General features: G+C 66.8%; 13 protein-coding genes and 1 tRNA gene. 8 read left to right on the top strand and 6 right to left on the bottom strand.

The features are described from left to right. Positions 1-276: 276 nt before the first annotated feature. The 3 genes from ACIGKQ_RS14975 to ACIGKQ_RS14965 form a co-directional block, all read right to left on the bottom strand. Positions 277-350 (bottom strand) — tRNA-Leu (locus ACIGKQ_RS14975). A gap of 62 nt (positions 351-412) precedes the next feature. Then, the gene (locus ACIGKQ_RS14970; RefSeq protein ID WP_396574279.1) at positions 413-1,537 is read right to left on the bottom strand and encodes a hypothetical protein; all 1,125 of its coding nucleotides are present in this window, start codon (positions 1,535-1,537) and stop codon (positions 413-415) included. Beyond that, the gene (locus ACIGKQ_RS14965; RefSeq protein ID WP_396574277.1) at positions 1,534-2,652 is read right to left on the bottom strand and encodes a phosphotransferase family protein; all 1,119 of its coding nucleotides are present in this window, start codon (positions 2,650-2,652) and stop codon (positions 1,534-1,536) included. The genes ACIGKQ_RS14970 and ACIGKQ_RS14965 overlap by 4 nt, the downstream gene beginning before the upstream one ends. A 180-nt stretch (positions 2,653-2,832) precedes the next feature. Here ACIGKQ_RS14965 and ACIGKQ_RS14960 point away from each other — a divergent pair, with 180 nt between their 5' ends. From ACIGKQ_RS14960 to ACIGKQ_RS14945, 4 genes are all read left to right on the top strand, one after another. Beyond that, positions 2,833-5,136: an MMPL family transporter gene (locus ACIGKQ_RS14960; RefSeq protein WP_396574275.1), complete on the top strand. Its 2,304-nt coding sequence runs from the start codon at positions 2,833-2,835 to the stop codon at positions 5,134-5,136. Then, positions 5,090-5,776, top strand: coding sequence for a TetR/AcrR family transcriptional regulator (locus tag ACIGKQ_RS14955; protein ID WP_235723639.1), 687 nt, complete (start codon positions 5,090-5,092; stop codon positions 5,774-5,776). Before ACIGKQ_RS14960 ends, ACIGKQ_RS14955 begins: the two co-directional genes overlap by 47 nt. A 130-nt stretch (positions 5,777-5,906) precedes the next feature. Next, a complete protein-coding gene (locus ACIGKQ_RS14950) occupies positions 5,907-6,764 on the top strand; it encodes a Bax inhibitor-1/YccA family protein (RefSeq protein ID WP_266059634.1) in 858 nt (285 codons plus the stop codon). 264 nt (positions 6,765-7,028) lie between these two features. Continuing rightward, a complete protein-coding gene (locus ACIGKQ_RS14945; RefSeq protein ID WP_396574273.1) occupies positions 7,029-8,525 on the top strand; it encodes an MDR family MFS transporter in 1,497 nt (498 codons plus the stop codon). A gap of 109 nt (positions 8,526-8,634) precedes the next feature. Here the strand turns inward: ACIGKQ_RS14945 and ACIGKQ_RS14940 are convergent, their stop codons facing one another. Then, positions 8,635-9,858 (bottom strand): acetyl-CoA C-acetyltransferase, encoded by a 1,224-nt coding sequence (locus ACIGKQ_RS14940; protein WP_396574271.1) that lies wholly within the window; start codon positions 9,856-9,858, stop codon positions 8,635-8,637. A gap of 10 nt (positions 9,859-9,868) precedes the next feature. Further along, a complete protein-coding gene (locus ACIGKQ_RS14935; RefSeq protein WP_396574284.1) occupies positions 9,869-10,807 on the bottom strand; it encodes an SGNH/GDSL hydrolase family protein in 939 nt (312 codons plus the stop codon). Between the two features lie 123 nt (positions 10,808-10,930). Between ACIGKQ_RS14935 and ACIGKQ_RS14930 the strand changes: the two genes are divergently transcribed. The 3 genes from ACIGKQ_RS14930 to ilvA are packed head-to-tail and all read left to right on the top strand — an operon-like array spanning position 10,931 to position 14,743. Next, positions 10,931-12,325 carry a cystathionine beta-synthase gene (locus ACIGKQ_RS14930; RefSeq protein ID WP_266059633.1) on the top strand — a complete coding sequence of 465 codons (1,395 nt, stop codon included), beginning with the start codon at positions 10,931-10,933 and terminating at the stop codon, positions 12,323-12,325. Between the two features lie 32 nt (positions 12,326-12,357). After that, entirely contained in the window at positions 12,358-13,530 is a 1,173-nt protein-coding gene (locus ACIGKQ_RS14925) for a cystathionine gamma-synthase (RefSeq protein WP_266059632.1), read from the top strand. 16 nt (positions 13,531-13,546) lie between these two features. Continuing rightward, complete coding sequence (gene ilvA / locus ACIGKQ_RS14920; protein WP_266059631.1) at positions 13,547-14,743, top strand: threonine ammonia-lyase; 1,197 nt, start codon at positions 13,547-13,549, stop codon at positions 14,741-14,743. Between the two features lie 4 nt (positions 14,744-14,747). Here the strand turns inward: ilvA and ACIGKQ_RS14915 are convergent, their stop codons facing one another. Further along, positions 14,748-15,266: an SRPBCC family protein gene (locus tag ACIGKQ_RS14915; RefSeq protein ID WP_235723646.1), complete on the bottom strand. Its 519-nt coding sequence runs from the start codon at positions 15,264-15,266 to the stop codon at positions 14,748-14,750. 103 nt (positions 15,267-15,369) lie between these two features. On the opposite strand from ACIGKQ_RS14915, the gene ACIGKQ_RS14910 reads away from it, so the two are divergent. Next, positions 15,370-18,651, top strand: coding sequence for a BTAD domain-containing putative transcriptional regulator (locus ACIGKQ_RS14910; protein ID WP_396574267.1), 3,282 nt, complete (start codon positions 15,370-15,372; stop codon positions 18,649-18,651). Positions 18,652-18,660: the final 9 nt, after the last annotated feature.

The raw sequence follows: 18,660 nt of genomic DNA, 5'->3' as shown, positions 1-18,660 counted from the left end.
CGCCCCATCACGAAACTCCCGGTCGTACTTCTTCCGCTTCTCTGGCATCGTGCTCCTCATTATCGATGCCTCTACGGTTCGGGGGGAACCTCACAACATTTGGAGCAAAGGTCGTCGGCTCCGCTGCTCTCCGCATCGAACCATCGTGAAACGGGCACCGGCGCGGCGTCATCGAACAAATCCAGAGTATCGACGGGGTACGACAACATTTGGAGCAAAGGTCGTCGGCTCCGCTGCTCTCCGCATCGAACCATCGTGAAACGGAAGCCAACACAGTGCCCCCAGTCGGACTCGAACCGACACTGGGCGGATTTTAAGTCCGCTGCCTCTGCCAATTGGGCTATAGGGGCCTGGCATCGCATGCCAGCCGACAACCAGCATGGCACGGGTGTTCTCCGGCCCGATCGGCGACCTACGCCGTATCGGTGTAGTCGGTGAATCCGTATTGTTCGTGCGGCCCGATCGCGGCGAATTCGAACAGCCCATCGCCGCTGACCGCTGCGTCGTCGATCGTTGCGACGAACTGGGTGAGATGGTCGGTGACACAGAACATCTTCATCGTGGGATCGAGTTCGGACACCTTGAGGTGGAGGTCTTCGACCTTCAGCTCGCCCTGCCACATACCGTGACGCCAATCCGGTTCCAGGCCATAGCCGGTGCCGAACGCGAGGTGATTGGCCAGCTGGGGCCGACAGGCCACGGTCGTGACCACCCCGGTCGGGCGGGTGAAGCGGAGGGTGGCGGCGGCGACGTCGCGCGTACCCGGAACGAACGAGATGTCATGGGCCACATGGCCGAGCCACTCGGGTTCGCGATCCGGGTCATCCCAGACGCGGCGCGCGTCGTCCATCAATCGTTCGCCCGTCTCGGTCTCCTGAACCACGACGACAATCGAGAAGTCGGCGAACCGCATCACCGAGTAGATCCAGAAGAACGTCCCGGACACGTTCGCGTCGGCCTTCCGGCCGGGTGGCTCTGCCTCGCCCACCGGTCGCACACCCCAGGATCGATCGCGGTTGCCGCGCCAGTCGGGGCCGGTGACCTCGAACGACTCGCCGTCGACGGTCAATGCCCCGCGCCAGGTGCCCGTCTGCACAAATCGTTGAGTGTCGAAGAACACCCGCTCGATCTGCCGCTGAAAATGGCGCGGTTCGAGAACCGCAGGGCCGGCCGCGTCGAAGACGAGGTCGAACGCGAGGTCGCCGTGCCCGCGGTCGAGCGCGACCCGAAGACGGTGCAGCCCTTCGAGGATCTCGATGGTGAACGGGCCGATCCGCAGATCGCTGCGATCGGCTCCCAGCGCCCGGGATGCGCGCACGACGATGTGTTCGTCGTGATGACGCACCACTGCGAAACAGTCCGCCACACCGAGATTCGGGTAGACGCCCAGTCCGATGATCAGCCACGGCGAATCCGCGCCCGGGCCATGGCAGTTGAAGTAGTAGCGGTCGTAGAAGTTGCGATCGGAGGTCTGCACATGCCGGATGACCTCGGCGACCTGATGAATGGGGTAGTCGTCCATCGGGGACAGCGTCATCGCACGTTCTCCCAGTATGTTCCGGCGAGCATCGCCTCGAGCGTGGCGCGATGCATGATCATGTCGTCGGTGTCATCGGGTTGTTCGGCCTGCCCGAAGTGGATGGCGCGGGACTGGATACGAAACATCACGACGGCGTGGATCAGCGCCGCATAGGTCAGATAGAAGTCCAGGTCACGGAGCTCGTGGCCGCTGACTCGCGTGTACGTCGCCGCGACGTCGTCGCGTGCCAAGAAGTCGGGAAGTCCCGGCATGCCCGCCATCTCGGTGAGGTCCTGGAAGAACCTGTGCAGGAAGATCAACCAGGCCACGTCGAGTTCCCGAGGGCCGTAGCCCGCCATCTCCCAGTCCAGCACCGCGGTCGGCGTGAAGTCCCGGTAGATGATGTTGCCGATCCGGGCGTCCCCCCAGGTCAGTACCGGGTCTGATTCGTCGGGCAGATGCGCCATCGCCCAATCGAATCCTCGCTCGATCAGCGGGGAACCCGCGCGTCCGGCCGAGGTCCAGGTATAGAACTCGCGCAGCCGGCGAACATGGGCGGCCAGGGGCGTCTCGCCCGGGCACGGGAGGTCGAGTGACTCCTTGGGGACCGGTGCGGAGTGGATCATCGCCACAGTGGCGATCGTCGTCTCGGTGAGGGTGCGTCGTTGGTCGTCGTCGGCCTCGGTCAACCATGAGCCGAAGGTGTAGGGCATCACGTCCGGTGGCACGAGGCCGTCGATCCGGCCCATCACGAAGAACGGCGCGCCCAGTGGCTCCGGGTCGGGTTCGGACCAGTACAGCGGGGGCACCAGCGCGCCGGTGGTGGCAGCGACGTGCTCGATGATCCGGAACTGCCGATCGAGATCGTAGGTGGGGAACACGGGATCGCTCTGCGGGAGTGGGGCGACGCGTACCACCAGTTCATAGGTGCTTCCCGACCACTGGGCGTCCAGCACGATGGTCTCACTCGACATGCCGTTGGCCGAGGGGATCTCGAGACGGGTGATGGTCGCCGGTCCGCCGACTGCTGTGGGGAGCCAATTGTCGAGGCGGTCACGAAGCCACCCCGGGTCGCGGCGGGATGACGTGGGGCGCGCGATCTCGCTGGGATCGGGCGACTCGATTGAGGGCATCGGTACATCCATCGGACGAGGGGGTGGGCGGAGTGAATTAGAACACGTTTCACTTGAGCGGCGAGGGAGTTCCGCGTGATCGCTGCCGGACACGCTTTTTCGTCCGATGGAACGATTGACCACATTCGATTAATGCTGATAACTTAACGGCGATAACCAAACGCTCCGGGGGGTAGTGATATGGCGAAGACGACGGCGCTGGTCCTACGCGCCCCGCGAGCGGTGCTCGCCGGGGCGGTGCTGTTGCTCGTGCTGGCCGGGCTGTATGGGGCGACGGCCGCGCAGCACCTGCTGTCCGGTGGTTACAGCGATCCGACGTCGGCCTCGGCCCGTGCCGACGAGATCTTGGATGACACTTTCGGTCGCGGTGGCATGCAGGTAGTGGTGAAACTCGATGGCCCGCCGGGTATGAACATGTCCACCGACCCGCAGGCGCAGCAGGTGGGCAACTCCATCGTCGCCGAGCTCGCCGCCAAAAAATATGTGCAGCAACCGATCCTGTCGGTCTGGGGTAATCCGGAACTCGCGCCGGCGCTCGTCAGCGAGGACTCGTCGTCGGCACTCGTGATCGCCACGCTGGACGGCGGGGAAGAGGACGCCCCCGCCTATGCCAGTGAGATCGAAGAGCAGCTCACCGGTGACCGGGACGGGATCTCGGTTCGCGTGGGCGGGCAGGGGCTGGTGTTCAATCAGGTCAACGAACAGACGACGAGGGATCTGGCGATAGCCGAGGGGATTGCCATCCCGATCAGCTTCCTTGTGTTGATCGTGGTGTTCGGCGGTCTGGTCGCCGCAGCCCTGCCGGTGGTCATCGGAATCGTCGCCATCGTCGGGACCTTCGCGTTGCTGCGTGTCATCGCCGAACTCACCGATGTGTCGATCTTCGCGCTCAACCTCACGACGGCACTCGGCCTGGCCCTGGCCATCGACTACACCTTGCTCCTCGTGACCCGCTATCGCGAGGAGGTCACGCGGGGGTCGGATCGCCGGGCCGCAATCGTGACGACGATGGCGACAGCGGGACGGACCGTGGCCTTTTCGGCGGTGACCGTTGCGCTGGCGCTCGTCGCGCTCGCGATCTTCCCGATGTACTTCCTGCGCTCGTTCGCCTATGCCGGCGTCGGTGTCGTGGTGGTCGCTGCGGCCGCCGCGCTCATCCTCACCCCGGCACTGCTGATGGTGCTCGGTCCGCGGGTGGATGCCCTCGATGTGCGTCGACCGGTTCGGCGGTTGTTCGGCCGCGCGGCACCGACACCGCGGCCGATCGAACAGACCCGCTGGTATCGGATGGTGCAGTTCGTGTTGCGCCACGCACTACCGGTCGCGCTCGTGGTGACGGCGATCTTGCTTGTCCTGGGAGCGCCGTTCCTGGGTATCCGGTTCGGGTTCCCTGACGATCGCGTCCTGCCCCCCTCGGCGTCGGCGCATGTGATCGCGCAGGAGGTCCGCGACGATTTCGCCCAGGATCTGTCGTCAACAGTGACGATCGTGGCGTCGGGCGTCGGCGATCCGCACTCGCTGTCTGGGTATGCCGGTGAGCTGTCCCAGGTGTCCGGCGTCGACTCGGTGACCACCCCGACAGGCACTTTCGTCGACGGACAGGCCGTGGGGCCGGGCTCGACCGGCAACCAGCGCGGTGACGTATCGATCGTCTCGGTGGCGTCGAGCGCCGAACCGATGCGTGAAGACGGACGAGATCAGCTCGACGCGTTGCGGGCCGTCGAGTCACCGGATGGCGTGGAGGTGCTGTTCACCGGCCTCGCTGCGACGAACGCCGACACGGTCGACTCGATCTACGCGCATCTGCCATGGGTGCTCGGCTCTATCGCGGTGGCCACATTCGTGCTGTTGTTCCTGTTCACCGGCAGCGTCGTGCTGCCGCTGAAGGCGCTGGTGCTCAACATCTTGTCGCTCTCGGCGACGTTCGGTGCGATGGTCTGGTTCTTCCAGGACGGACATGCCGCCGGCCTGGGTACCACGGCGACCGGCTATCTGGTCGCGACGATGCCGGTCCTGATGTTCTGTATCGCCTTCGGCCTGTCGATGGACTACGAGGTGTTCCTGCTCGGGCGCATCCGTGAGGAGTGGCTCGCCTCGCAGCGCACACGGGCCGACAGCGATCACGCCGTGGCGGTGGGACTGGCCCGCACGGGCCGGGTGGTCACCGCGGCGGCGCTACTGATGAGCATCGTGTTCGCCGGGATCGCGGCATCCGAGGTGTCGTTCATGCGTATGTTCGGGGTGGGACTGACTCTCGCGGTCCTCATGGATGCCACCATCATCCGGATGCTGTTGGTGCCGGCGTTCATGCGGCTGGCCGGCCGGGCGAACTGGTGGGCACCGGGGCCGCTACGACAGCTGCACGACAGGATCGGGTTGTCGGAGGGACCCGGACCGGACGCGCCGGTCGCACGCCGACCATCGACACAGGAGCACAGTGCAGAGCATTCCGAAGAGGAGCAGATCACCCCGCGGATCGGGTGAACTGCTCGCCGAGGAGATCATCTCCTCGGCAACCGAGTTGCTGGTCGAGCATGGGGATGACGCAGCGGTGTCGATCCGCGCCGTTGCCTCGCGCGTCGGTGTGACACCGCCGTCGATCTATCTGCATTTCGCCGACAAGGACGCGTTGCTCGACGCGGTGTGTGCCCGCTACTTCGAGCAACTCGACGGCGAGTTCGCAGCGGTCGCCGCTGGGCTCGATGATCCGCTCGAACGCGCACTGCAACTGGGCATGGCGTACGTGCGGTTCGCGATGTCGACCCCGGTGCTCTACCGGATTGCGTTCCGGCAGTCGGAGCCCGGGTTGTCGAAGGTCGACGAGGTGCTCTCCGCGTCGGCTTTCACCCGCATCGCGGCGACGGTCGGTGAGCTCGCTGACGAGGGCTTCTTTCCGGAATCCGACGTCGGCGAGGTGGTGCTCGAGCTGTGGGCCGCGGCGCACGGTGTCGCGTCGCTGATGTTGGCAAAACCAGAGCTGTCCTGGGGCCCCGATCTCCGCCTGGCCGAGACGTTGCTGCGCTCGGTGTGTCTGGGGCGGACCACCCTGGGCATGCTCGGCCTGGACCTCCGGTGCGACGAAGCGCGCAGCTGGTTGGGTGCGTTGCGGCGTGTGCAGCCCTGACCGGGCGCCCGCGGGGAGCAGCGAGAGACGGTCCGGGTCAAGAGAAGGTAAAGTCGGAACCTGACGGCAGCTGTACACGTTGTCACTGCAGACGTCACCACAGACCAATCGAGCACGAAGGAGCACGTAGGTGCGAGAGAGCAGCAACCCGGTTATGCGCGGCGTGGTCCGCGATAACCAGACCGGCCCCGCCGGGTTCGGCGCCGGGACGGCCGCCGCCGGTCAGGGTGCCATGTGGAATCAGTACGGGCAGCAAGCCGACCCGTACACGCAGCAGGCGCCGTCGGTCAGCCGCCAGCTGACCATCGACGATGTGGTCACCAAGACCGCAATGACTCTGGGGGTGCTGACGATCTCCGCGATCGTCTCGTACTTCCTGGTGAACTCCAACGAAGCGCTCGCCACGCCGCTGATGCTCGTCGGCGCGCTCGGCGGCCTCGCCCTGGTCCTCGTCGCGACCTTCGGCCGGAAGCAGGACAACCCGGCGATCGTGCTCGGTTACGCACTGCTCGAGGGTCTGTTCGTCGGTTCCATCTCGTTTGTGTTCGCGAATTGGATGGTGTCCGGTGACACGTCGGCCGGAGCACTGATCGGGCAGGCCGTGCTCGGCACGTTTGGTGTGTTCTTCGGGATGCTGCTGGTGTACAAGGTCGGCGCCATCCGCGTCACCCCGCGCTTTACCCGCATGCTCTTCGCGGGCATGATCGGCGTCATCGTCCTGATGCTGGGCAACCTCGTGATCGGCTTCTTCAACGGCGGCGAGGGGTTCGGCCTGCGTGACGGCGGCCCGCTGGCGATCATCTTCTCGCTGGTGTGCATCGCCCTGGCGGCCTTCAGCTTCCTGCTCGACTTCGACGCCGCCGACCGGCTGATCCGGGCCGGCGCACCGGAGCGCGCCGCCTGGGGCGTCGCACTCGGCCTGACGGTCACCTTGGTCTGGCTCTACGTCGAGATCCTGCGTCTGCTGAGCTACTTCAACTCCGAGTAGGTCCGACCCGACCCTGCACAGCCGGGCCCCGCACTGTTGGTGCGGGGCCCGGCTGCGTGTCCGGCTCGGCGGCCGTATGGGAAACAGCGGGTCGCGCGCCACCACCGAGGTCAGCCCGGCGACCCGAGGCACGCAAAATGTTCTCGCATCACATCGTGTGGTCTTGGTAGCGTTCGCTCTCATGTGCTGAGCAGTCACCGGTCGGCGATGAATCGCGCCGGCCACATCGGTCAACACTTCATGCCTCGCGAAAGGACCTCATCGGTGACTGCTGCTCACCCTCTACCCACACGTCGCGCCGACGCGCTCTCCCGACCCGACCTGTTGCTGATCACTGTCCTGCTGGTCGCGACATTCGTGGTCATCCTCAACGAGACCGTCATGACCATCGCCATCCCGGTGCTGCAGCGCGACCTCGACGTCCCGCCCAGCGTGGGTCAGTGGCTGACGACGGCGTTCATGCTGACCATGGCGGTGGTCATCCCGCTGACCGGGTTCCTCATCCAGCGCGTGGGAGCGCGCACCCTGTTCATCGTCGCGATGTCTGCGTTCAGCATCGGGACGGTGGTGGCCGGTCTCGCCCCGGGTTTCGAGATCCTGCTGGTGGCCAGGGTCATTCAGGCGGTGGGTACCGCGATCATGCTGCCGCTGTTGATGACCACCGTCATGACCGTGGTGCCCGAACATCGGCGTGGCGTGATGATGGGCAACATCTCCGTGGTCATCGCGGTGGCGCCGGCGCTGGGGCCGACGGTGTCGGGCTTCATCCTGGATCATTTCGGTTGGCGGTGGATCTTCGGTTTCGTCGCGCCGATCGCAGTGCTCGCGTTGATCGTCGGGGCGGTGTTGGTCCGCCCGGTCGGGGAGCGGGTGGCCGCGCCCATCGACTACCTGTCGATCCCGTTGGCCGTGTTCGGTTTCGGTGGTCTCGTCTACGGCCTGGCCGGGGTCGGTGAGTCGGCCGAGGCCGATGCCGCCGTGCCGGTGTGGATTCCGTTCACCGTCGGCGTCGTGGCGCTGACCGCGTTCCTCACCCGGCAGCTGGTGCTGCAGCGCAGTGATCGCGCTTTGCTGGATCTGCGCGTCTTCGGTTCCGCACAGTTCTCGTTGGCCATGGGCGCGATGGTGGTCGCGATGGCCACGATGCTGGGCACCTTCATCGTCGTCCCGTACTTCGCGCAGACGGTGCTGGGTCTGGACCCGCTGACCACCGGGCTGCTGACGCTGCCGGGCGGCCTGATCATGGGCTTGGCCGGACCATTGGTCGGGCGCATCTACGACGCGAAGGGTCCACGCGTGCTGGCGATCCCCGGCACCATGACGGTGAGCGCGGGTGTGTGGTTGCTCGTCGGCGTGAACCCGTCGACATCGCCGTGGCTGTTGATGAGTGCCAACGCGCTGCTGTGCCTCGGGCTCGCCGCCACGTTCACGCCGTTGATGACGCTGGGGCTCGGGTCGGTCGAGCCGCGGTTGTATTCACACGGCTCTGCCGTCCTGGGCACCTTTCAGCAGGTTGCCGGCGCAGCGGGCACCGCCTTGTTCATCACGGTGATGACGGTGGTGGCCACCGCGGATCAGGATGCCGGAATCGTCGAGGCCGAAGCGATCAGCCACGGTGTGCAGCGCGTGTTCACGGTCGCCGGGGTGCTCAGCTTCGTACTGATCGCGATCGTTTGTTTCGTGCGGAAGCCGCACGCGGTGGACGAGCCGGAATCCCACGTGACCGCCGATCTACCCGAATCGGTGGCCGTCGACCGCTGACCCGCGGTTTCTCTCCCCCCCCGGGGTATGACCGAGCCCTCCACAAACGCGTGGAGGGCTCGGCAACTTCTGGGGTAAAACCGTCAGCGGTGGGCTTGTGGCCGCTCGCTCAGCTGAGCCGCTCGAGCACCATCGCCATGCCCTGACCGCCACCCACACACATCGACTCGATTCCGAAGGTCTTGTCGTGGGTCTGCAGGTTGTTGAGCAGGGTGGTGGTGATACGTGCGCCGGTCATCCCGAACGGGTGACCCAGAGCGATGGCGCCGCCGGACACGTTCAGTTTGTCGTGGTCGATGCCGAGTTCGTTCGCCGACCCGAGCACCTGCACCGCAAAGGCCTCGTTGATCTCCACGAGGTCGATGTCGGAGATCGACATCCCGGAGATGCGCAGCACCTTGCGGATCGCCTCGATCGGGCCGAGGCCCATGATCTCCGGCGACAGGCCGGTCGCGGCGGTCGCCACGACCCGCGCCAGCGGCGTCAGCCCCAGCTCCTTTGCCTTGGTGTCGCTCATGATGACCAGCGCGGCAGCCCCGTCGTTGAGCGGGCAGGCGTTGCCCGCGGTGATGGTGCCGTCCGGACGGAACACCGGCTTGAGCTGGCTGACCTTCTCGTAGGTGGTGCCCGCGCGCGGGCCGTCGTCGCTGGTCACGCTCGTGCCGTCGGGCAGCGTGACCGGGTCGATCTCACGCTCGAAGAATCCGGCCTTGATGGCCTCTTCGGCGCGGTTCTGGCTCTGCACACCCCAGCGATCCTGATCTTCGCGGGAGATGCCGGTGAAACTCGCGACGTTCTCCGCTGTCTGACCCATCGCGATGTACACGTCGGGGATCAGGTCGTCTTGGCGCGGGTCGTGCCAGGTTCCGGCACCACCCTCGGCGGACTTCTCGGTGCGGGCCATGGCCTCGTCGAACACCGGGTTCTTGGAGTTCGGTGCGCCGTCGGCGCCACCGGAGATTCCGAAGCTCGAGACGCTCTCGACGCCACCGGAGATCAACACGTCGGCTTCGCCCGCCTTGATGGCGTGCAGCGCCATCCGGGTGGTCTGCAACGACGAAGAGCAGTAGCGGTTCACCGAGACCCCGGGGATGTGGTCGTAGCCGAGCTCGACCGCGATCACGCGCGCGATGTTGTAGCCGCCCTGGCCGCCGGGCTGTCCGATTCCCCAATGGATGTCCTCGATGTCGCGCGGATCGAGTTCGGGCACCTTGGCCAGGGCCGCGGCGACCATCTGCCGGGACAATTCGTCCGGGCGGACGTCTTTGAGGGATCCCTTTCCGGCGCGACCGATCGGGGAGCGGGCATGGGCGACGATGACTGCTTCAGGCATGTGCGTCACGTTACTCCCCGGCCGTTACGCGGTCGTGAGTCCGGCCGAGCAGGTGGCGCACCCGGGTGATGATCCGACGCTGCTCCACGGCCTCGGACACCTCAGGGGGTTGCGGCAACGGTGTGGGGCCCCACTCATCGATGGCCGCAAGGACCTCGGGCAGCAGGATGTCGGCGGCCAGCGCGTATCCGGCCGCCGACGGGTGGTACTGATCAGGCGAGAACAGGTGCTCGGGTTTGGCCAGGAACTCACTGGCGAGCAGATCGGCCATCGGCACCGCACGTCCGCCTGCCGCTCGCACCGCACCCCGTTGGGCTGCGGCAAGCGAGAGTCCCCAACGGCGCAAGACGGTGCGCAACGGTTGTGGGATAGCAGTGATGACGCCCAGATCGGGACACGTGCCCACCACGACCTCCGCCTCCTGCGCCACCAGCAGAGCGACTGCCTCGCCGAGGCGCCGTGCCGAGGTACGGATGCCGTTGCGGGCGGTGACATCGTTGGCCCCGACCAGGATGATCGCGAGATCCGGACGCTCGCCGGTGATGAACATCGCGTCGATCTGCGCCGCCAACCCCTTGGACGTGGCGCCCACGATGGCTTTGTTCGCGTACCGGACGGTTTTGCCGGTCTCCGCGGCGACCCGCCGCGCCACCTGCACCCCCGGCGTTTCGTCGGCGATGTCGGCGCCCAGGCCCGCCGCGGTGGAATCCCCGAAGACAGCGAGGAACAGATCGACCGCGGCGTCGCGCGTGTAGCGGTGGGGTCCGGTGCCGTCGGGCCAGTAGATCCCGTCGCCGTTGGGGGCGTCGTCGGTGCGATGGGGGATCACCGTACGAGCTTCGGCCGCTTGACCGTTGAGATAGTGGTAGGCCGCCCACGAGGCGCCGGCGCTGGCCGCGGTCGCCGCCACCGTGGCGCCCACGTCACGCAGGATTCGGTTGCTGTCCATGCTGACCTGACTTGCGGGCGAACCGGTGAGTTGACCGGAGAAGAGACCGATGACACCTGCGCGACACGGCAGCCAGCTTAGTCCGAGTTCGAGTCGTTCCCATGCCTCTGGGACCATGGACACATGCGTATCGCTGATCACGTCGTGGATCTGGTGGGCGACACCCCGCTGGTCAAACTCAACTCGGTGACCAAACCCGGTTCGGGACTGGTTGCGGCCAAGCTCGAATACCTCAATCCGGGCGGCAGCAGCAAGGACCGGATCGCGGTGCGGATGGTGGACGCGGCAGAGAAGTCCGGGGCGCTCAAGCCCGGCGGCACCATCGTCGAGCCCACCTCCGGCAACACCGGTGTGGGTCTGGCGCTGGTGGCTCAGCAGCGTGGCTACAAGTGCGTCTTTGTCTGCCCCGACAAGGTGGGCGAGGACAAGCGCAACGTCTTGCGGGCCTACGGCGCGGAGGTGGTGGTGTGCCCGACGGCGGTGCCGCCGGAGCATCCCGACAGTTACTACTCGGTTTCCGACCGACTCGTCCGCGAGATCGATGGTGCCTGGAAGCCCGACCAGTATTCGAACCCGGCGGGACCGCAGAGTCACTACGAGACCACGGGGCCGGAGATCTGGGCCGACACCGAGGGCACAGTGACCCACTTCGTCGCTGGTGTGGGCACCGGCGGCACCATCACCGGCACCGGCCGCTACCTCAAAGAGGTCTCCGATGGGTCGGTGCAGGTGGTCGGCGTGGATCCGGAGGGTTCGGTGTACTCCGGTGGCACCGGTCGGCCGTACCTGGTCGAAGGTGTCGGTGAGGACTTCTGGCCGAGCGCCTATGACCCGACAGTGCCCGACGAGATCATCGCGGTCTCCGACGCCGACTCCTTCGACATGACGCGACGACTCGCCCGGGAGGAGGGCCTGCTTGTCGGCGGTTCCTGCGGAATGGCCGTGGTGGCGGCGCTGCAGGTGGCCGAACGCGAGGGCCCGGATGCGGTCGTGGTGGTGCTGTTGCCCGACGGGGGACGCGGCTATCTCGGCAAGATCTTCAACGACGAGTGGATGAGCAGCTACGGCTTCCTGCGTACCCCGCTCGACAGCAAGGCCAAGGAATCCCTCGTGGGTGACGTACTGCGCGGGAAGACGGGCGCGTTGCCCGATCTGGTGCACACCCATCCGCAGGAGACCCTGCGCGATGCCATCGAGATCCTGCGTGAGTACGGCGTCTCCCAGATGCCGGTCGTCGGCGCCGAGCCGCCGGTGATGGCCGGTGAGGTGGCCGGCGCCGTCACCGAACGCGACCTGCTCAGTGCGGTGTTCGAGGGTCGCGCCAATCTGGCCGATGCCGTCTCCGAGCACATGGGCGACCCGTTCCCACTGATCGGCTCGGGTGAGCCGTTGTCGGCGGCCACCAAGGCGTTGTCGGAGTGCGATGCGCTGATGGTGGTAGAAGAGGGCAAACCGATCGGCGTCATCACCCGGCACGATCTGCTGGCCTTCGTCAGCAGCCATCCGACCGTCGGCTGAGCCGGCCATCACCCGACCCGAGGAGCATCGAAGTGAGTGAACAGCGCAGCGCTGCGGATTCGTCTCGCTGGCAGGGGTTCTCGACCCAGGCCATCCACGCCGGGTACGACCCGGACCCGCAGACCGGGGCAGTCAACGTCCCGATCTACGCCAGTTCCACGTTCGCCCAGGACGGGGTCGGCGGGCTCCGTGATGGATTCGAGTACGCCCGAACCGGCAATCCCACTCGGCGGGTGCTCGAGGCCAACATCGCCGCTCTCGAACGTGGCACCTACGGGCGTGGTTTCGCCAGCGGCATGGCCGCCACCGATGCGTTGTTGCGTGCGACCCTGCGGCCCGGTGATCACCTGGTCATCCCGAACGACGCCTACGGCGGCACCTTCCGACTCATCGACAAGGTGTTCAGCCAGTGGGGTATCACCTACTCGGCGGCGCCGGTCTCCGATGTGGATGCGGTGCGCGCGGCGATCACGCCGGCCACCAAGCTGGTGTGGATCGAGACCCCCACCAATCCGCTGCTGAACGTGGGTGACATCGAGGCGCTCGCCGGGGTCGCCCACGAGGCCGGGGCGCAGTTGGTGGTTGACAACACCTTCGCCTCGCCATATCTGCAGCAACCGATCACGCTGGGCGCCGACGTGGTGCTGCATTCGACCACCAAGTATCTGGGTGGTCACTCCGACGTCGTCGGCGGTGCGCTGGTCACCAACAGCGAGGAACTCGACGAGGCGGTGGCGTTCCTGCAGAACGGTGCCGGCGCGGTGCCCGGACCGTTCGACGCATACCTCACCATGCGCGGCATCAAAACCCTCGCGGTGCGCATGGATCGCCACTGCGACAACGCCGAGAAGGTGGTCGATTTCCTGTCGTCGCACCCGAAGATCGACAGTGTGCTCTATCCGGGAATCCCGACACATTCGGGACACACGGTGGCCGGCAAGCAGATGCGTCGATTCGGTGGCATGGTCTCCGTACGGCTCAAGGACGGACAGGCTGCCGCCCAGGAGTTCTGCGCCCGCACCGAGGTCTTCACGTTGGCCGAGTCGCTGGGTGGGATCGAATCACTCATCGAGCACCCGGGAGCGATGACGCATGCGTCGACCGCGGGTTCGCTGTTGGAGGTGCCTGCCGACCTGGTGCGGCTGTCGGTCGGTATCGAGGACATCGCCGACCTGCTCGGCGATCTCGAGAACGCGCTGGGGTGAGGCGAGGGCCGCGGCCATGTTGACCGGTGCCGACGTCGACGACGCGGTGCGCGCGCTGTCCACGGTGATGCGACGCACGCCGCTAGTGGCCTCGCGGGTGCTGTCCGAACGGATCGGCTGCGACGTCTGGCTCAAGTGCGAGAACCTCCAGCGCACCGGGTCGTTCAAACCACGCGGGGCCTACTTGAGGATCTCCCGATTGTCGGCGGAGGAACGCGCCCGCGGCGTCGTCGCGGCCAGCGCCGGCAATCACGCACAGGGGGTGGCCTGGTCGGCCGCCGAACTCGGTATCCGTGCGCGCGTCTACATGCCGACCGGTGCCGCGCTGCCGAAAATCGCCGCGACCAAGGCCTATGGAGCCGAGGTCATCCTCGAGGGTTCGACCGTCGACGAGGCACTCGAGTCGGCCCGCCGGTACGCCGACGAGACCGGTGCGATTTTGATCCACCCCTTCGATCACCGTGACATCGTGGCCGGTCAGTCCACCGTCGGAGCCGAGATTTTGCAGCAGATGCCCGACGTGGATGCCATCGTCGTGCCGACCGGAGGGGGCGGGCTGCTCGCGGGGATCGCCTCGGCGGTCAAGGCGCGACGCCCCGAGACCACCGTCATCGGCGTGCAGGCGGCGCAGGCGGCGGCATGGCCGCAGTCGCTGGCCGCCGGCCACCCACTGGCGTTGGCGGCGATGAACACCATGGCCGACGGCATCGCGGTGGCCCGACCGGGCGACGTGCCGTTCGAGCACATCACCCAACTGGTCGACTCCATCGTCACCGTCAGCGAGGAATCGCTCAGCACCGCATTGCTGCTGATGCTCGAGCGCGCCAAACTCGTGGTGGAACCGGCCGGCGCCGCGGGCGTCGCCGCACTGGCCGCCGGGACCCTCGACCTGTCGGGCAAGGTGTGTGTGGTCGTCTCGGGCGGCAACATCGACCCACTGCTCCTCAGCCATGTGACCACCCACGGACTGACCGCGGCCGGACGATTTCTCACGGTCACCGCGACGGTCTCCGACCGGCCCGGCGGTCTGATCGCCCTGCTCGAACTGCTCCGTGACCGTGGCGCCAGCGTCGTCGACGTGGTGCACTCTCGGGTCGCCGACGACCTGTACCTCGACGAGGTGCAGGTGACGGTCAGCGTGGAAACCCGCGGCCCCGAGCATCAGCGCGAGGTGCGACGCGCATTGGCCGACGCCGGTTTTCTGCGGGAGTGACGCCTCAGACCTGTGGTGACAGCGTCGAGAAGTGTCGGATCGTGTCGGTCTCGACGGTCTTGAACACCGTGGCCGCGGTCGGACCGGAGAAGGCCGTGACCGCCTTCGCCGACGTCGACAGCTCCAGCGCGAACGACCACACGAGACGGCAGCCCACCTCGGCGGGGGAGATCTCGGTGAGCTCGCCGAAGCGCTTGAGGCCCGGGGTGGAGGCATTCTCGGCGTAGAAGGCGTTGCGGTACTCGCCGGTGTCGGCGTTCTCGTCCCAGACAAAGAAGTGCTCGTTCAACCCGGCGAATCCGGGCCCCAGCGCCGCCTTGCGTTTGGTGCCGACACCGTAGGGCGGGGGTGAGACGAACTCGATCGACTTGATCGCCCGACACCAATCCAGGGTGTGCTGTCGCGTCAGTTCGACCCAGGCTCGCCGGGGACTGACCGGAAGATGCGCGTCGATGCGGTAGGTGACCGGGGCGTTGTCGAAGAAGTCGAGGTCGATGGACTCGAGTGGGTAACTGCGCGCCATGGCCTTTATTCATACACGGTCACCTCGGCTCACCGTGGTCGCTCGGTCCTTGCGCCGGTCAACGAGATGTGGCACCGATCCGACCGGGCGCTAATCTGGCTGGGTGTCTGACTCCGAGGCGCCGGCCCCCGACGCGGTCACCGTGATCGGATTGCTGGGCCCGGTGGCCGTGGGCGTCGGAGCTCGCGATCCTGACACATTGGTGACGGTGGCAGGTGTGCGCGCCCGCCGTCTGCTGGCGTCGCTTGCGCTCGCGGACGGTCGAACACGATCGGCGGAACGGCTCATCGACGATGTGTGGACAGATGCGCCGCCCCGGTCTCCGATGTCGGCGCTGCACACCCAGATCTCGCGGCTGCGACCGCTACTCGGCACCGGCCGCCTGCAGGGTGGGGTCAACGGGTATCGCCTCGTCGACTGCCGAACCGACTGTGACATCGTCGCCGATCTGCTCGACGACCCGGACAGCGCGGCGTTGCATGCGGTCGCCAGGTGGTGGCGAGGCGTGCCCGGCGACGATCTCGGCGATGATGCGGGATCAGGTCTCACCGCCGAGATCCGGCGTCGCGCGGACGGATTGCGGTCGTCGCTCGACCAGCGACGCGTGGCGCGTGCACTGGCCGAGGGCGACTTCGCGGTGGCCCGCGAGATCGCCGACTCGCGTTGTCGCGCTGACCCATTGGACGAGACGGCGCATGTGGATCTGATGCGGGCGTTGGCCGGGCAGGGTCGGGTGGCCGAAGCCCTGGCGGTATTCACCCGACTGCGACGGACGCTGTCGCAGCACCTCGGAGTCGATCCGGGACCGCAGGCGATCGCACTCAACACAGACCTGCTGGCGACCGACCAACGCTCCGGCGACGCCGCGGCACCGGTGCCGCGGAGCCCGTCTGCTCCGCGGCGCGGGCACACCGTGGGGCTGATGGTGGACGCATCCGACCTCATCGGCCGGGACGGCGACATCCGCGAGATCGTCGATTTGTTAGGTCAGCACCGGCTCGTGACCGTGCAGGGGCCGGGAGGTGTCGGTAAGACCAGGGTCGCGCACCGGGTCGGCGCCGACCTCGCCGACACCGGGCGGCCGGTCTTCTACGTTCCGCTGGCCCCGGTCCGCAACGACGACGACGTGGTGGCCGCCATTGCTGCATCGTTGGGCGTCGGCGAGACCGAGATCGGCAGTGGTGCTCGACCGCGGGTGACGGTGGGCGACCTCGCTGATCGGCTCGTCGACGCGGTGCGCAGTCAGCGTGCGGTCATCATCCTGGACAACTGCGAACAGGTCGTGGGAAAGTGTGCGCGCGTCGTCGCCGACCTGCTGGCCGCCGAACCGCAGCTGTCGATCCTGACGACGAGTCGGTCGCCGTTGTTGCTGGCGGCCGAACAGATCTATCAGCTGCCGGTCCTCGATGTCGGGATCAGCGGTTCGGCGGTCGAGTTGTTCCGGCGGCGTGCGCGCGCCATCCGACCCGATGCACAGCTCCCTGCCGACGAGATCGCGCATCTGTGCCGGCATCTCGACGGACTGCCGCTGGCGATCGAGCTCGCCGCCGCGCGGATCCGGACGATGACGGTCGCCGAGATATCGCGCCGGCTCGGCGAACGATTCGCGCTGCTGCGCGGCACCGACCGCACCGCCCCCAATCGCCACCGCACCCTCTACGCCGTCATCGAATGGAGTTGGGAACTACTTGATCCCGACGCGCAGACGGCAATGCGCCGACTCTGCCGATTCCCCGCCGGTTTCACCGGTGAGGCCGCCGGGGTCGTCGTCGGACGATCGGGAGTCGCGCTCGACGACACGCTGGAGGCCCTGGTCAATCAGTCCTTGCTGAACGTGACCGAGTCCGATGGGCAGATTCGCTACCGAATGCTGGAGATGGTGCGGGAATTCGGCGAGGAACAACTCGGCAGGTGCGCGGATACCGACGAATCCGAGGTCGTCGACAGGGCGATGGCGCGGTGGGCGCGCCAGTTCGCCGACGCGGCCGAAGCGCGGACACGGGACGCGGTCGACGACCGGCTGTTGCGTTGGGTCGCACCCGATGTCGAGAACCTCGTATGGGTGTTGCGCCGGTCTGCCACCGCGGCGTCGGCGACGCGAGATCGGGAGGCGATCGACACCGTTGTGTCGGTCTTCCCGGTTCTCAGCGGATTCTGGATGGTCCGCGGACTGCACGGTGAGGTCATGTCGTGGGGTCCGCGCATCCTCGCGGTACTACCGACACCGTCGGTCGACCTGAGTGACTCGATGCGGCGACGTTGGCAGTTCACGGTGCTCGCGTCGATGGCTCACCTGCTGCTGCGGCGCGAGTATCGCTCGGTGGCCACCGGCCGCTACTACATTCGTCGCCTGCACCGGCCCGACCGGATCCATGACGAGCCGACCGAACTGCTCTCGGCGTGCGCATTGGCGCGTCACCCGCTCGCAGCCATGCGGTTCGTCTCCCGTGCCGCGCGGGCGAGCAATGATCAGGTGCGTACCGCGGCGCTGTCGATCCGGATGAATGTCCGGGAGAACTTCGGCAACCTCGATCAGGCGCTGTCCGACGGACTCTCGCTGCTCGTCATCGGTCGTGAACATCACAACTCGTGGATGTCGGGGATGACGCAGGTGACCATCGCCAGTCTCTACGGACAACGCGGCGGCTGGGACCGGGCCATCGGCTACTACCGGGACGGGATCGCCGATCTCGCGCGCCTCGGCGCCCGCGACGAGGAGATGCAGATCCGGTGCTACCTCGTGGCCACCCTCGTCGCGCTCGGGCGCATGGACGAGGCCGAGCGCGAGCTCGAGATCGCAGGTGACGGATGGCGGCCCGAGCACCCGGACCCGCAGGGCAATCCCGAGGTGATCGGGGCGATGATGCTCGGCTACGCGGAACTCGCCTTTGCCCGTGGCGACCACCAGGTTGCCGGTGAAATCTATTGCAGAGCAGCATTTCTCATCAAAAACAATCATCCGCTGGGTGCGCAGGATCCGGGGATGGTGCTGCTGTTGGGCACCGCGGTGGTCGGTATGGTCCGGGCCGGAGATGCCGCAGCCGCCGAGGAGTTCGTGGAACTCCTCGGCGACGGCATCAACCAGATGTTCGGCGCTGCGGGATGGCAGGATCAACCACAGGCCGGCGTGACCGCGATGGCTGCCGGGTATCTGCTGTGTGAAACCGGGCGGGCGGTTCCGGATGGGGCATGGCTACTCGCATTGGCGATGAGACTCGGTGCGCGCCAAGACTATCCGTCTCTTTACCAGGTGTACTCGACGATGGATGTGATCTCGGGCCGGACCTCCGGGGAGTGGCAGGCGCTCGTGGCCCGGGGTCGGACACTATCGCGGCGCCAGGCGGTGGACGAGGTCCGTTCCATCCTGGCGCCGCAACGTCGGTGATCGGGGGTT

This window comes from Gordonia sp. NPDC062954 (assembly GCF_044543825.1).
Classification (GTDB): Bacteria; Actinomycetota; Actinomycetes; order Mycobacteriales; family Mycobacteriaceae; genus Gordonia; species Gordonia tangerina.
This window is presented reverse-complemented; position numbering and strand designations above follow the sequence as displayed.